Below are 12,569 nucleotides of genomic sequence, written 5' to 3'. Positions count from 1 at the left end.
GGAGGGGGCGAGGCCGGGTGCGGCCTCGCCCCCTGTTGCGAGGTGAACGCCGCGCAGACCGCGTCGGGGTCCGACGAGCTCCTTCGCGTAACCCCTGCACGCGTCCTGATCAGGGGGTCAGGACGGTCACTCCGGCGTCGGCGAGGGCGGCCGCCAGCTCGGGTGAGGGCTCGGCGTCGGTGATGAGGTAGTCGGCTTTCTCGAGCGGGGCGACCTGCGCGAAGAGGCGGCGGTCGAGCTTCGAGGAGTCGGCGAGGATGGCGGTGCGATCCGCACGCTGGATCATCTCGCTCATCATGGTGGCGTCGCCGAGGTTGCTCGTCGAGAAGCCCGATCCGTCGACGGCGCCGACGGCGATGAGCGCGTAGTCGCAGCGGATATCGACTTCGGGTGTGTGGGAGTTCATCGCCAGGGTCACCGGCCCCGTGGTCGCCTGGGTGATGGTGCGGACGGCGCCGCCGAAGATGTAGAGATCGCGGAAGACGCTGGGCGAGATCTCGGCGGGGATGCGCAGGTTGTTCGTCGCGATCGTCAGGTTGCGGTGGTTGCGCAGGGCACGGGCGACCGCGAGCGTCGTGGTCCCGGCGTTGAGCATCAGCACCGATCCGTCTTCGACGAGGTCGGCGGCCAGGGCGGCGATGCGCTCCTTCTCGGAGATCTGCATCTGCAGCCGCACGTCGAGTCCGCGATCGCGACCGGGTACCGACATCGCGCTCACGGCGCCGCCGTGGGTGCGGACGACGATCCCCTCGCGATCGAGCTGGTCGAGGTCGCGGCGGACGGTGTCGATCGAGACGCCGAAGTGCGAGGCGAGGTCGACGACGGTCACCTGACCTGATTCGGCGACGTACGCCGCGAGCTCGGCCTTGCGCCCGGCCGGGAGGCGCCGCTTGACCGTGGCTGTGGATGCGTCCATGCCGTCATCTCTAGCACAGCGGCGTTCGCCCGTCCTCAGATTTTGTGGAAAAGCCGCAAAGAACGGCACGGGTTCCGCGCTTTTTGCTGCCAGCCGCGCCGCTATGCGCTCGAATAATCACGAATGTGCATCGAACTCTTGCGAGACTCGGCAACGGAGCGCATACTCGTGCTGAAAGACGCAAGAACGCGCAGAACGGCGCGAAATGCGGCAGATCTCAACGAGGAGAAACGATGGACAACAGCGGGCGCCGGCGTCGGAACGCCATCAAGCTCGTCGGTGTCGCAGCAGCGGCCACGACCCTCCTGGCGATGGCGGGGTGCTCGTCGAACAGCTCGGGCACGTCCTCCGACGGGAACGTCACGATCGAGTTCGCCCAGTGGTGGGAGCCCGAGCTGGGAGACGGACAGTTCCGCGGGCTCATGGATCAGTTCGAAAAAGAGAACCCGGGCATCAAGGTCGACTTGGTGAGCGGACCCTACGCCTCGACCAAGGAACAGCTGTTCGCCGGGGCGGCATCGGGCACGATGCCCGACGTCGTCGGCCTCGACGGCGCATGGGTCAGCGACTTCGCCAAGCAGGGCGTCATCGCCGACCTCTCGAAGCTCATGAGCGACTCCGGCTACGACGAGAGCCAGCTCGCCAGCCAGATCAAGGTCGACGGCAGCACGTACATGATCCCGGTGGTCAATTTCGTCTACCCCATGTTCACAAACGACGGCCTGCTCGCCCAGGCCGGAGTGTCGGCCCCGCCGTCGACGCGGACCGAGTTCGCCGACGCGGCCAAGAAGATCACGGCCCTCGGCGGCGACGTGTCGGGCTGGGTGCTCCCGTTGTCGCTCGAAGCCCCCAACGGCGTGCAGAACGACGTCATGTCGTGGGTCTGGGCCTCGGGCGGCTCGATGCTCAAGGACGGCCAGCCCGACCTGACCAACAGTGACGTGTCCTCGGCCACCGACTTCATCCAGCAGATGTGGGATGACAAGGTCATCGCCCCGGGTTCCTTCACGATGAAGGAGCAGGACAAGGTCGAGGAGTTCACCAACGGTCGCGTCGGCATGATGATCGACTCGCTCGCGCACATCAACCTCATCCGTCAGTCCAACCCGGATCTCACCTTCTCGATCTCGGCGATCCCCGCCAAGGACGGGTTCACCGGCGAGCGCGGGATCCCCTACGCCTCGTGGGGCATCGGCGTCGCCGAGAACTCCGAGCACAAGGACGCCGCTTTCAAGCTGGTGCAGTTCCTGATGGGCAAGGACGTCAACAGCGAGCTGTCGACCATGGCCAAGGCCTTCCCGGGCAACACCGAGAGCGTGCCGACCTTCGTCGAAGACGACGCGTTGTTCAAGACCGCCTTCGACATCTACAAGAAGGGCTACCCGGCGAACGAGTTCACCGGTCTGCCCGTCGCAGAGGAACTGATGCGCCAGTTCGGCACGGAGTTCCAGTCGGCGCTCGACGGCCAGGAGTCGATGGGCGACGCCCTCAAGAAGACGCAGGACGAATGGACGTCGGAGTTCTGATCCGACCCCGAACCGGGATGCCGCACCGCCACCGCTCGCGGTGCGGCATCCCGCTCAGCGAAAGCCGCACCTCATGACCATGCGCACCCTCACACCCCCCGATACCGAGCTGATCGTCACCGGACGGCCCACCTCGCGCCGCACCCGGCAGCTCCGCAAGGCCGGCGAGGCATACGTCTTCCTCTCGCCGACCCTCATCCTTCTCTTCGTCCTGATGATCGTCCCGATCGTCATGGTGATCGGGTACTCCTTCCAGGACAACGTGATCCTGAACAAGAGCCCCGACCTGGTGGGGGTCGACAACTACGTCGCGATCCTCACCGACCCGGGCTTCTGGAAGGCCACCGGCAACACCCTCTTCTTCACCCTCACCAGCGTCGCCGCGCACCTCGTGCTCGGACTGTCGTTCGCCCTGCTGCTGAACAGCCGACTGATCGGCGCCGTCCCCCGGGCGATCTTCCGCGGCCTCTACGTCTTGCCGTGGCTGTTCACGGTGGCCGTGATCGCGGTGCTGTGGCGCATGCTGCTCGCCCCCAACGGCATCGTCAACTTCCTGCTGAACACGAACATCGAGTGGCTCGCCTCGCCGCAGCTCGCTCTCGGCACCGTCACCTTCATCAACATCTGGGCCGGCTACCCCTTCTTCATGGTGAGCCTGCTCGCGGGTCTCCAGGGCATTCCGAGCGATCTGTACGAGGCCGCCACCGTCGACGGCGCCAGCCCCGTCCAACGGTTCTGGAACGTCACCGTTCCGCAGCTGCGCCCGATCATCGTCAGCCTCGTGCTGCTCGACCTGATCTGGACCTCCCAGCAGTTCGCGCTCATCTGGCTGACCACGGGCGGCGGTCCGATCGACGTCACCGAGATGCTCAGCACCTTCACCTACAAGCTCGCGTTCGCGAAGTACGACTTCTCGATGGCCTCCACCTCGGCGGTGCTGGTCCTGGCGATGTCGATGATCGTCGCGGTGCTCTACGTCCGCCACCAGAAGGCGAGGGACTGATCATGGCCCTGACCACCTCCGCGCGCCCGAGCGCCACTCGCACGGCCACGCGCCGTCGCTTCGCCCAAGCCGGCGTGCTCGTCGGCCTGCTCATCGGCGCGGTGTTCGCCGCAGGTCCCGTGCTGTGGATGCTGTCGAGCTCGTTCAAGTCGAACACGCAGATCTTCGAGCTGCCGCCGCGGCTGATCACCGACACGTTCTCATTCGACGCCTACATCTCGATCTTCACCAACCCCGAGACGGTGCGGTTCTTCATCAACAGCTACGTCGTGGCGGGAGCGGTGACGATCCTGACGCTCCTGGTCGCGATCCAGGCCGCCTACGCGTTCAGCCGCTTCGAGTTCCGCGGCAAGCGGATCGTCAACGTCATCATCGTCAGCGTCCAGGCGGTCCCGCCCATCACGCTGCTCATCCCGTACTTCGGCCTGATGGTCGGGCTCGGCCTCTACAACACCTATCCGGGCCTGATCTTCACGTACATGGTGTTCACGCTGCCCTACGCGATCATCATGATGACCGGGTACTTCAACACCCTCCCGAAGGAGCTCGACGAGGCGGTGCGCGTCGACGGCGCCGGCTCCTTCACGGCCCTGTGGCGCGTGCTCGTGCCGATCTCGATCCCGGGCATCGTCTCGGTGGGCATCTACACGTTCATGATCGCGTGGAACGAGTTCCTCTTCGCCCTGACCCTCACGCGCACCATCGACATGCGCACGGTGCCCATCGGCATCCAGTTGCTCATGGGCCAGCACTCCTACGAGTGGAACCAGATCATGGCGATGAGCATCCTCGGCTCGATCCCGGTGCTGGTGCTCTTCCTCTTCTTCCAACGCTTCTTCATCAGCGGCCTCACGGCCGGCTCGGTGAAGAGCTGACCGCCGCCTACCCAACCCCGAACAAGGAGTCATCCGTGCTTTACACCGGCAAGTCCATCCTCGACGTCGCCAACGCCCACAGTTTCGCCATCCCGGCCTTCAACATCAGCGACTGGGCGATGTTCACCGGGATCATGGACATCAGCGAGGAGAAGAACGCTCCGGTCATCATCGCCATCCACCCCGACGAGGTCTCGCACATCACCACCGACCTGATCCCGGCGATGCACGCCCGCGCGCACCGCTCGAGCGTGCCCGTGGCCATCCACTGGGACCACGGCGGAACGTACGAGCAGATCATCACCGCGATCAAGGCCGGCTTCACCTCGGTCATGATCGACGCCTCGCTCGAGCCGTTCGAGCAGAACGTGGCGCTCACCCGCAAGGTCGTCGAGGCCGCCCACGCCGTCGGCGTGCAGGTCGAGGGGGAGCTCGGAACCATCGGCGCGAACGACAGCTACGGAGAGTCGGGCGCGGCCGAGATCATCTACACCAACGTCGACGACGCGGTGCGCTTCGTCGAGCAGACCGGGGTCGACAGCCTCGCCATCGCCATCGGCACCTCGCACGGGCTCTACCCGGCCGAGAAGAACCCCGAGCTGCGCCACGACCTGCTCGAGCAGATCAAGGCGGCCGTCGGCATCCCGCTCGTGCTGCACGGCGGCTCGAGCAACCCCGACGCCGAGCTCGCCCGCGCGGTGTCGCTCGGCATCAACAAGATCAACATCTCGAGCGACATCAAGGTGGCGTACCACGACCGCATGCGCGAGGTGCTCGGCACCGATCGTCGTCTGCGCGAGCCCAACGCCATCCAGCCCGAGTGCATCGCGGCGATGAAGGTCACGGCCGCTGAGAAGATCGACCTGTTCGGCGCCGCCGGCAAGGCCGACCTCTACTGATCGGACGGTGATCGACGACATGGCGGAAGACCTCGTCCTCGGACTCGGCGGCACCGTCGACTACGAGATCCGGTGGGATGCCGAGGTGCTCACGGCCCTGGCTGCGCAGCACGGCATCCGTCTCGACGAGTTGACCACCACGACGCCGATCATCGACGAGCGCGCGCTCGTCGTCACGGTGCTCGCCTTCCTCGCCACGGGCGGGGGAGGCGAGCGCTTCGTGCTGTCATCGGAGATCGTCGAGACCTTCGCCGCGCACTTCGACAAGACCATCACCCTCGGCGGGACCGGGGTGCGGGCGGGCATCGCCCTCGATCGCATCGGCGTGCCCACCGTGCAGCACCTCGTGAGCATCGACGACACCGTGCGGCGCCTGCTTCCGGCCTCGATGAGCATCGTCTCGTCGGCCACGCGAGACACCCTCGACCCGCACCTCATCGTGCAGTATCCCGCGGGCACCACGGTGCGCCTCGTCGACGGGGCGGTGACGGCGCCGGCGTCGAACCGCCTGATCTTCGCCAACGACGCCCCCAACCGCGAGATGGCCATCGCCCCCGATCTGGGCGACGCCCTCGAGGGGGCTGCGGCGTTCCTCGTCTCGGGGTTCAACACGATGCAGGATGCCGACCTGCTCGAGGCCCGGCTCGACGATCTCGTCTCGGCGATGAGACGCCTGCCCGCCGATGCTCTCGTCTACTACGAGGACGCGGGCTTCTACCACCGTGAGCTCGCCGCCCGGGTGCGCGCGCGGCTCCTCGAGCGCATCGACGTGTACGGCATGAACGAGGACGAGCTGCAGGAGTACCTGGGGCGACCCGTCGACCTGCTCTCGCCCGACGATGTCGTCGCCGCCCTCGTCGAGGTGCACGAGCTCATTCCGGCGCGGACGCTGGTCGTGCACACGACCTTCTGGGCGATCGCGGTCGGCCCCTCGGCGGCCCGGCACGCGGCGGGACTCGAGAGCGCCGTGCGCACCGCGGCGACGCGCTACCGGCTCGGCGACTCCTGTACCGCCGCCGATCTCGAGGTCACCGCCCGGTCGCCCCGTCATGCGGGCGGTGCGGCGGTCGTCGAAGCCGCGCGGCAGCGCAGCGGAGCGGTCGGGATTGCGGCCTACGTCGTCGACACCGCGCAGCCCACCACGATCGGTCTGGGGGACACCTTCGTCGGCGGGTTCCTCGCCGCGGTCCCCGCGGCTGCGCGCCGTGCGACAGCCGTCGCCCTCGACCGCGCGCTGGATGCGGTGACCGGACGCGTGGGCTGATCCGGACGGAGTTGGACGTCACCGCGCCGCGGTGTCGGCATCCGGATCCGAGAACGGTCCGCACGCCGCGATGACGCGGCGCAGACTCACGGCGGCCTCCCACGCGTCGAGCGGTTCGTCCTGCGCGTCGAGGGAGCGCAGGCTCTCGGTGTAGCGGGTCAGGGCGGTCTCCGCCGCGCGCAGCTCGCCGGCGGTCGCCTGCGGCTCGGGCGGCGTGGTGACCAGGCGGGACACCGTCTCGATCGCATCGGCGAGGAGGCGTCGCGCGTCGCCGGGCAGGCGGGTGTCGACGTCGGGGCCCGCGGTGAGCCGCGCCAGAGCGGCTGCGAGCTCGCGGGTCGCGTCGGCCGTGCCCGTCAAGGCGTCGAGTCGTCGCCGACCCAGGTCGCGCGGCGTCTGCAACCGCCGCCCGCGCGGGTTGTATCGGCGACTCTCGTCGGCGAGATCGACCTCCTCCCGCACCTCGACGAGGGTCCCCTCGAGGTCGGCGGCGGCCCGGTCCGCGGCCTCGGGGTCGAAGGAGCGTCCCGCGAGCGACGACGACATGGCACGGAGGACCTCGCCGAGCGCGTCCCGCAGCCGGCTCAGCCGGTCGTCGGCCTTCTTGACGCGCAGCGGCGGGACCACGACGAGGTTGACCACGACGCCGACCACGACACCGAAAGCCATCGTCACCAGATACGACACCGAGTATCCGTCGGGATCGGCGCCGCCGAGCAGCAGGACGAAGAGACCGGCGATCGCCACCCAGTCCCGCCCGACGCCGAGGGCCCGCACGCCCGCGAGCAGTACTCCGATCAGGATGACGAGGGCGACGGCGACGATACGGGGCAGACCCGTGCCCACGACGGCGAGGCTGCCCAGTCCCAACCCGATGCCGAGCGCGAGACCGATCACGGCCTGCGCGCCGCTCGACGCGGAACGCGCGACCGTCGGATACATGCTCACGAGGACCCCGAGCGGGGCGTAGTACGAGTACTCGCTCTGCGCGAAGGGCACGAGAGGGGCGAGGTACCACGCCAGAGCGGCGGCAGCGGCCGTCTTGGCGGCGAGCAGCAGGCGATCGGCGGTGACAGCGTCGGACCACCATCGGCGCGGGTCGAGGGAGGCGGGAACGGTCATGAGCGGGTGGTGCGCGGGCGAGTCGACACCCTTCCATGCTCCGCGTCGGCCTCGCCGTCGTCGCGGGGGTTGCCCCGGGGGGCTCCCCGGGTTAGCGCCGTCTCAGCGGCCCGGACGGTAGGCGTCCCACAGCACGCGGGCATGACGCGCTTTCGCCCGCTCGACGCCGTTCTCGTCGTGGCGGGCCGCGCTGATCCATTCCGCCAGGCGACTCAACATGGCGCCGAGCACCATTCGCAGGTCGGAGTGCGTGGCGGGCGGCACGGCGGCCTCGGCCGCCGGCATCCGTCCTTTCGGGGGGAGCTCGTCGTCGGCGTGCCGGAGGGCGAGACGCGCCACCCCCACGGCGTGGCTGTTCACGACGCAGTGCGCGGCTCCCTCGATCTCCCACCGGCGTGCGCGATGCGCGCGGGCGACGAGGCGGGAGTGCAGGCGGCGCGGTGAGGGGCGATCGAACTCGCCGCGGATGAGCAGCAGAGTCGCCCGGCCCTCACCGATGCGGTCGGAGATGCGGTAGCGCAACATATGGGGCAGGGCTTCGAAGAAGTAGAGGAAACCGCACAGGAGGTATGCCGAGACCGCCAGGAGGGCGATGTGCAGCGACTCCCGCACCGTCGACTGGACGAATCGCACGCCCTGGATGATCGCGGTGGACTCCGCTTCGTCGACGACGGGGCTCACCAGCACCGCGTGCGAGAGGTCGGGACGCCGCGCCAGCACCTCGGTGACCACCTGCGTCCCCATCGAGTGTCCGATGAGTACCGGATTCTCGAGACCGTAGTGGTCGAGCACTCCCTCGACCTGGTCGGCGAAGTACGCGGCGGTGGGGGATTCCCCGGATGCCGGGACCCCGCCGAAACCCGGGAGATCGAGGGCGTAGACCTCGCCCTTCTCGGCGAGCAGCGGTGCGAGGAACTCGAAGTAGGTCGACGCGACGCCGATACCGGCGATGAGGACGAACGGGCGCCCGGTCCCCGAGCCCGTCGAGACACGCGTCACCCGGGTCTGTGAGGGCCCCCGGCGGAGCGTGTCGACGTCGACGTCGGCGGGTCGCGAGTCCTCGGGCATCCGACCAGAATGCCCTACCCGGCTGAGCGTCCTGTCAATCCCGGCCCCGGTGTCGTCGGCCCCGCCTAGCCTTCCTGCATGAGCGATACCTCCCGCGAAGAAGAGACCCTGGGTGCCGTCCGCGAGGGCGACAACCCAGCCGAGAAGGACCCGTCCGACTGGGTGACCGGCGACGAGCCCATGACCGCCCCGCAGCGCAGCTACCTCGACACCCTCGCCCGTGAAGCCGGCGAGGAGATCCCCGCCGACCTGACGAAGGCGGAGGCGTCGGAGCAGATCGATCGCCTGCAGAACGAGACCGGTCGCTCCACCGAGTGACCCTCGAGGCGTCCCGGCTCCTGCTCGTCAGGACGCGCGGGGCGCCTCTTCGTCTGCCGACATGTCGTCGATGTCCTGCTTCTCACCGCGAGCGATGTCGTCGAGGAAGTCGGCGACGATCCGCCGTTCGGCGGGGCCGAGTCGCCCGGCGGCCGCGGCGGCCGACGCGCTGCGCACCGACAGCACGCGGCGGGCGGGGGAGTCGGCGGGAATCGTCTCGCGGACGACGATCGAGCGCCGATCACCCGGGTATGGCTCTCGTTCCACCCACCCCGCGTCGGCGAGTCGGTCGATCAGCGCCGTCGTGGCCGCCGACGAGATGCTCAGCATCGAGGCGAGGATGCGAGGGGTGACCGGCTCGTCGTCGGCGGAGCGCTGGAGGAGGAAGCGCAGCACCTTCGCGTCGTTCGGGCCGATGCCCAGGGAGTGCAGCGCGGCGCGCTCGGAGGCGACACCGGAATCGGTGAGGTCGTTGAGAGCCTTGACGACGTCGTCGGCGGAAGCCGCGTCTTTCATCTCTCCTCCTCGCGTTCCTCGGTGAGCTACTGTCTTTCACGCCAATCAAGTAGATAGCCGTTCTAGATGCTACCTGTCCTTCCCGTGCACCGGCAGGGGGCTGGACGCGGAGCCTGACATAGGATGCCCTGGTGGAAACAGGGTCCGAGTCGCGCTACTGGTACGGCGCGAGCGAAGAGGATCGCCGCCGTCGAGCGGTCGAAGTCCTCCAAGCCTTCCGCGTGTACCGCGCCGCCGAGGTCGCCATGCGGCGTCGCACGCGCGAGTCGATGTCCATGGGCGAGAACGAGCTGCTCGTGCTTCGCTACCTCATCAAAGCGGCGGGGCAGCAGCGTCAGGTCTCGCCGAGCGAGCTCACCCGTTACCTCGGGGTGTCCACGGCATCCACGACCGCGATCGTGGACCGCCTCGAGAAGACCGGTCACGTCACCCGCGTGCCGCACCCGACCGATCGTCGGAGCATCTACATCGTGGCCACGGCCGTGAGCGACGAAGAGGTGCGCGCGACTCTGGGGTCGATGCACGCGCGCATGATGGCGGCGGTCGTCGATATGACCCCCGAAGAGAGCGCTGCGGTGATCGCCTGCCTCGGTCGGCTCCAGGATGCCGTCGACCAGGTCGACCCGCACCCGGTCGACGCCGAAGCCGCGCACTGAGCACGCGCCGAGCGCGCCCGCGCCCTCCGTCGTGACGGCCGAGCGCGCAGGTCGGGCGTGAGAGCATGGGGTCCATGGACGAGAGCGCAAGCGACGCGGTTTCCCCCGCGACCGGCGCCGACCTCGTCCATCAGGTGGACGGAATAGAGGTCGCCTCTTTCCGTGCCGTCATCGCCCGGCTGAGGACCGACTATCCGCTCGAGGATCCGTCGCGGATCGAAGCCGTCGTGCTGCGCGAATGGGAGGCCTTCTCGGCGGGGCGCCCCCTGGTCGTGCCCATCGCCGTCGAAGAGGGGGCTCGCGAGATCCTGGGCCTCCCGCGGGACTGATTCAGGAGCCGCGGGGTTCCGGCTCGTCGACCAACAGCAGACCGCCCGACGAGTTCGCGGAGGTGGCCAGCGCTTCGATCCACGCGCGACTGAGCAGCGCGGGTTCGGGCTCGTCGAAGACGAACCGCAGCGGAATCGAGGGGTGCAGCCACACGGTGCTGCGTCCCACCTCCTGGTCGGGCCCGTGCGTCCACGACAAGGTGAAGCTCTCGCCGCGGCGGAGCTTGGTCGCGATGACGACCTTGACGTGAGCCAGAGCGCGATCCTCGATGTCGATCGGCGTCGCGACGTCGCCGTAGTAGAGCGTTCCCACACGAGTACGTTAGTCGGGCCCCGAGAGCCTCCCCGGCGGGGTTGATTCGCGCGACGCGACGTGGCATCCCGGAAAGCGGCTGAAGGTGCGTTCCTCGGATAGGCTCGGTCGCATGGGCAGATTCATCTACGACACCGTTGCCAATGCGGTCGACATCGATGACCGCACGCTTGCGCACTTGCGCATCGTCGTGATGAACAAGCTTCGGCGCTCCGAGTCGTTCATGTTCGACGTCGAGGTCGGCGACGGCAGCGGTCGTCGCAGCTTCTGGATGCACCCCTCGGTGCCGATCCAGTTCCACTTCTACGGCAGCCGCCAGCCCCGCATCAACCGCGTCTGGGTCGAAGACCTCATGCTCGCGGCCTCGGGCCCCAACGGCCTGGCGATCACGCCCGAGCCCAGCGAAGACGCCCTCGTCGAAGAGGGCTGAGCGCTAGCTCTTCTCCGTCTGCTCCGCCGGGGTGATGTCCTCGGGCACGAGCATGATGCCGCCCGAGGAGTTCGCCGAATCGGCCAGCCGCTCGATCCACTCGCGGCTCAGCGTCGTCGGCTCGCTGTCGTCGAAGACGAAGCGCAGCGGGATGGCGGGGTGCAGCCAGAGCGTGCTGCGGCCGCGTTCCTCGTCGTCGCGGTGCCGCCACGACAGCGTGAAGCTCTCGCCGCGGCGCAGCTTCGTCGAGATGACGACTTTGAGGTGAGCCAGGGCGCGGTCTTCGATGTGCACCGTCGTGCCGCTGCCGCCGTAATGAATGGTCCCCATGCGGCCCACGATACGCCAGGGGGCGTCACAGGTACGCGGCGGGATGCCAGGTGTCAAGACCGCCGGGCGTGGCGGCGGCTCCTGGCACAGTAGGGGGTGTTGCACGGAAGGAGGGCGCCGTGACCAATCCCCCTATGCCTCGGAACCCCGAATCGGGGAACGACCCGGACGATCTGCCCGAGGTGTTCCACGGCTTGATCGGCATCGACGTCGTCGACGGCGAGTTGCTGCCGCGTGCCGGCGGCATCGAACCTCGCCGGACCTGACGCTCCCAGCGACCTCGTAGTCGTGTTCGCTAGCGTCGACCCCATGTCGGACCCGCTGGACGAACAGCAGATCACCGTCTCGAGCGCGGCCCTGCGGGCGATGCGCGACGAGTTCCAGCGGTTCCTGATGGAGTACCGCTTCGGGCTCGCCGAGGTCGAGACGAAGATTTCAATCCTGCGCGAAGAGTTCCAGGAGATGCACGCGTACAACCCCATCGAGCACGTCTCGAGTCGTGTGAAGTCGCCGGACAGTCTGGTCGACAAGGTGCGGCGCAAGGGCATCGAAACCGACTTCGACTCTATTCGCGCGTCGATCACCGACATCGCCGGCATCCGCGTGACCTGCAGCTTCATCGATGACGCCTATCGGCTCTCGAAGCTGCTCACGCGGCAGGACGACATCACCGTGCGCGACGTCAAGGACTACATCGCGAACCCCAAGCCCAACGGGTACAAGAGTCTGCACGTGATCGTGGAGGTGCCCGTGTTCCTCTCGACCGGCCGCGTGGACGTGCCCGTCGAGGTGCAGTTCCGGACGATCGCCATGGACTTCTGGGCGAGTCTCGAGCACAAGATCTATTACAAGTACGACCGGCTGGTTCCCGACGACCTCCTCGCCGAGCTGAAGAACGCCGCCGATACCGCGGCCGAGCTCGACACGAGGATGGAGCGCTTGCACCGCGAGATCCGCGGCGCGCACCCCGGGGTGGTCTCGCTCTGACGAGGGCGACACAATGG

Annotated in this window: 17 protein-coding genes; 11 read left to right on the top strand and 6 right to left on the bottom strand. The window is 68.1% G+C overall.

All coding sequences use genetic code 11. The annotated features are described in order from the left end of the window. Positions 1-109 precede the first annotated feature (109 nt). Positions 110-916 carry a DeoR/GlpR family DNA-binding transcription regulator gene (locus AB6V31_RS13190; RefSeq protein WP_056226070.1) on the bottom strand — a complete coding sequence of 269 codons (807 nt, stop codon included), beginning with the start codon at positions 914-916 and terminating at the stop codon, positions 110-112. 233 nt (positions 917-1,149) lie between these two features. Here AB6V31_RS13190 and AB6V31_RS13185 point away from each other — a divergent pair, with 233 nt between their 5' ends. From AB6V31_RS13185 to AB6V31_RS13165, 5 genes are all read left to right on the top strand, one after another. Beyond that, on the top strand, positions 1,150-2,442 hold the full coding sequence (locus AB6V31_RS13185; RefSeq protein WP_056226073.1) for a sugar ABC transporter substrate-binding protein: 1,293 nt from the start codon (positions 1,150-1,152) through the stop codon (positions 2,440-2,442). Between the two features lie 73 nt (positions 2,443-2,515). After that, positions 2,516-3,445, top strand: a complete 930-nt coding sequence (locus AB6V31_RS13180; RefSeq protein ID WP_369366132.1) for a carbohydrate ABC transporter permease — start codon at positions 2,516-2,518, stop codon at positions 3,443-3,445. 2 nt (positions 3,446-3,447) lie between these two features. Further along, positions 3,448-4,320, top strand: coding sequence for a carbohydrate ABC transporter permease (locus AB6V31_RS13175; RefSeq protein ID WP_369366131.1), 873 nt, complete (start codon positions 3,448-3,450; stop codon positions 4,318-4,320). A gap of 35 nt (positions 4,321-4,355) precedes the next feature. Then, entirely contained in the window at positions 4,356-5,219 is an 864-nt protein-coding gene (locus AB6V31_RS13170; protein WP_056226082.1) for a ketose-bisphosphate aldolase, read from the top strand. A 7-nt stretch (positions 5,220-5,226) separates the two neighbouring features. Beyond that, positions 5,227-6,483: an ADP-dependent glucokinase/phosphofructokinase gene (locus AB6V31_RS13165; protein WP_369366128.1), complete on the top strand. Its 1,257-nt coding sequence runs from the start codon at positions 5,227-5,229 to the stop codon at positions 6,481-6,483. A gap of 18 nt (positions 6,484-6,501) precedes the next feature. Here the strand turns inward: AB6V31_RS13165 and AB6V31_RS13160 are convergent, their stop codons facing one another. Both AB6V31_RS13160 and AB6V31_RS13155 read right to left on the bottom strand, forming a co-directional pair. Beyond that, positions 6,502-7,605, bottom strand: a complete 1,104-nt coding sequence (locus tag AB6V31_RS13160; protein ID WP_369366127.1) for an FUSC family protein — start codon at positions 7,603-7,605, stop codon at positions 6,502-6,504. A 102-nt stretch (positions 7,606-7,707) separates the two neighbouring features. Then, entirely contained in the window at positions 7,708-8,673 is a 966-nt protein-coding gene (locus AB6V31_RS13155) for an alpha/beta fold hydrolase (protein WP_369366125.1), read from the bottom strand. 78 nt (positions 8,674-8,751) lie between these two features. Here AB6V31_RS13155 and AB6V31_RS13150 point away from each other — a divergent pair, with 78 nt between their 5' ends. Then, on the top strand, positions 8,752-8,991 hold the full coding sequence (locus AB6V31_RS13150) for a DUF3072 domain-containing protein (RefSeq protein WP_056226090.1): 240 nt from the start codon (positions 8,752-8,754) through the stop codon (positions 8,989-8,991). A 27-nt stretch (positions 8,992-9,018) separates the two neighbouring features. Here AB6V31_RS13150 and AB6V31_RS13145 read toward each other — a convergent pair whose 3' ends face one another. Then, positions 9,019-9,507 (bottom strand): MarR family winged helix-turn-helix transcriptional regulator, encoded by a 489-nt coding sequence (locus tag AB6V31_RS13145; protein ID WP_074696379.1) that lies wholly within the window; start codon positions 9,505-9,507, stop codon positions 9,019-9,021. 131 nt (positions 9,508-9,638) lie between these two features. On the opposite strand from AB6V31_RS13145, the gene AB6V31_RS13140 reads away from it, so the two are divergent. Both AB6V31_RS13140 and AB6V31_RS13135 read left to right on the top strand, forming a co-directional pair. Next, complete coding sequence (locus AB6V31_RS13140; protein ID WP_369366122.1) at positions 9,639-10,163, top strand: MarR family winged helix-turn-helix transcriptional regulator; 525 nt, start codon at positions 9,639-9,641, stop codon at positions 10,161-10,163. 74 nt (positions 10,164-10,237) lie between these two features. Beyond that, positions 10,238-10,492 (top strand): three-helix bundle dimerization domain-containing protein, encoded by a 255-nt coding sequence (locus tag AB6V31_RS13135; protein WP_056226099.1) that lies wholly within the window; start codon positions 10,238-10,240, stop codon positions 10,490-10,492. A 1-nt stretch (position 10,493) separates the two neighbouring features. Here AB6V31_RS13135 and AB6V31_RS13130 read toward each other — a convergent pair whose 3' ends face one another. Next, positions 10,494-10,805, bottom strand: a complete 312-nt coding sequence (locus AB6V31_RS13130) for a hypothetical protein (protein WP_056226102.1) — start codon at positions 10,803-10,805, stop codon at positions 10,494-10,496. A gap of 112 nt (positions 10,806-10,917) precedes the next feature. On the opposite strand from AB6V31_RS13130, the gene AB6V31_RS13125 reads away from it, so the two are divergent. Next, a complete protein-coding gene (locus AB6V31_RS13125) occupies positions 10,918-11,235 on the top strand; it encodes a hypothetical protein (protein ID WP_056226105.1) in 318 nt (105 codons plus the stop codon). A gap of 3 nt (positions 11,236-11,238) precedes the next feature. Here the strand turns inward: AB6V31_RS13125 and AB6V31_RS13120 are convergent, their stop codons facing one another. Beyond that, on the bottom strand, positions 11,239-11,565 hold the full coding sequence (locus AB6V31_RS13120) for a hypothetical protein (RefSeq protein WP_056226107.1): 327 nt from the start codon (positions 11,563-11,565) through the stop codon (positions 11,239-11,241). A 119-nt stretch (positions 11,566-11,684) separates the two neighbouring features. Between AB6V31_RS13120 and AB6V31_RS13115 the strand changes: the two genes are divergently transcribed. Then, positions 11,685-11,831 carry a hypothetical protein gene (locus tag AB6V31_RS13115; protein WP_156371620.1) on the top strand — a complete coding sequence of 49 codons (147 nt, stop codon included), beginning with the start codon at positions 11,685-11,687 and terminating at the stop codon, positions 11,829-11,831. Between the two features lie 43 nt (positions 11,832-11,874). Further along, complete coding sequence (locus tag AB6V31_RS13110) at positions 11,875-12,552, top strand: GTP pyrophosphokinase family protein (protein ID WP_144782907.1); 678 nt, start codon at positions 11,875-11,877, stop codon at positions 12,550-12,552. The last annotated feature ends 17 nt before the right edge of the window (positions 12,553-12,569 follow it).

This window comes from Microbacterium sp. 16-032 (assembly GCF_041079455.1).
GTDB classification, from domain to species: domain Bacteria; phylum Actinomycetota; class Actinomycetes; order Actinomycetales; family Microbacteriaceae; genus Microbacterium; species Microbacterium testaceum_A.
The sequence above is the reverse complement of the archived record's forward strand: the minus strand, read 5'-3'. Positions and strand labels throughout refer to the sequence as shown.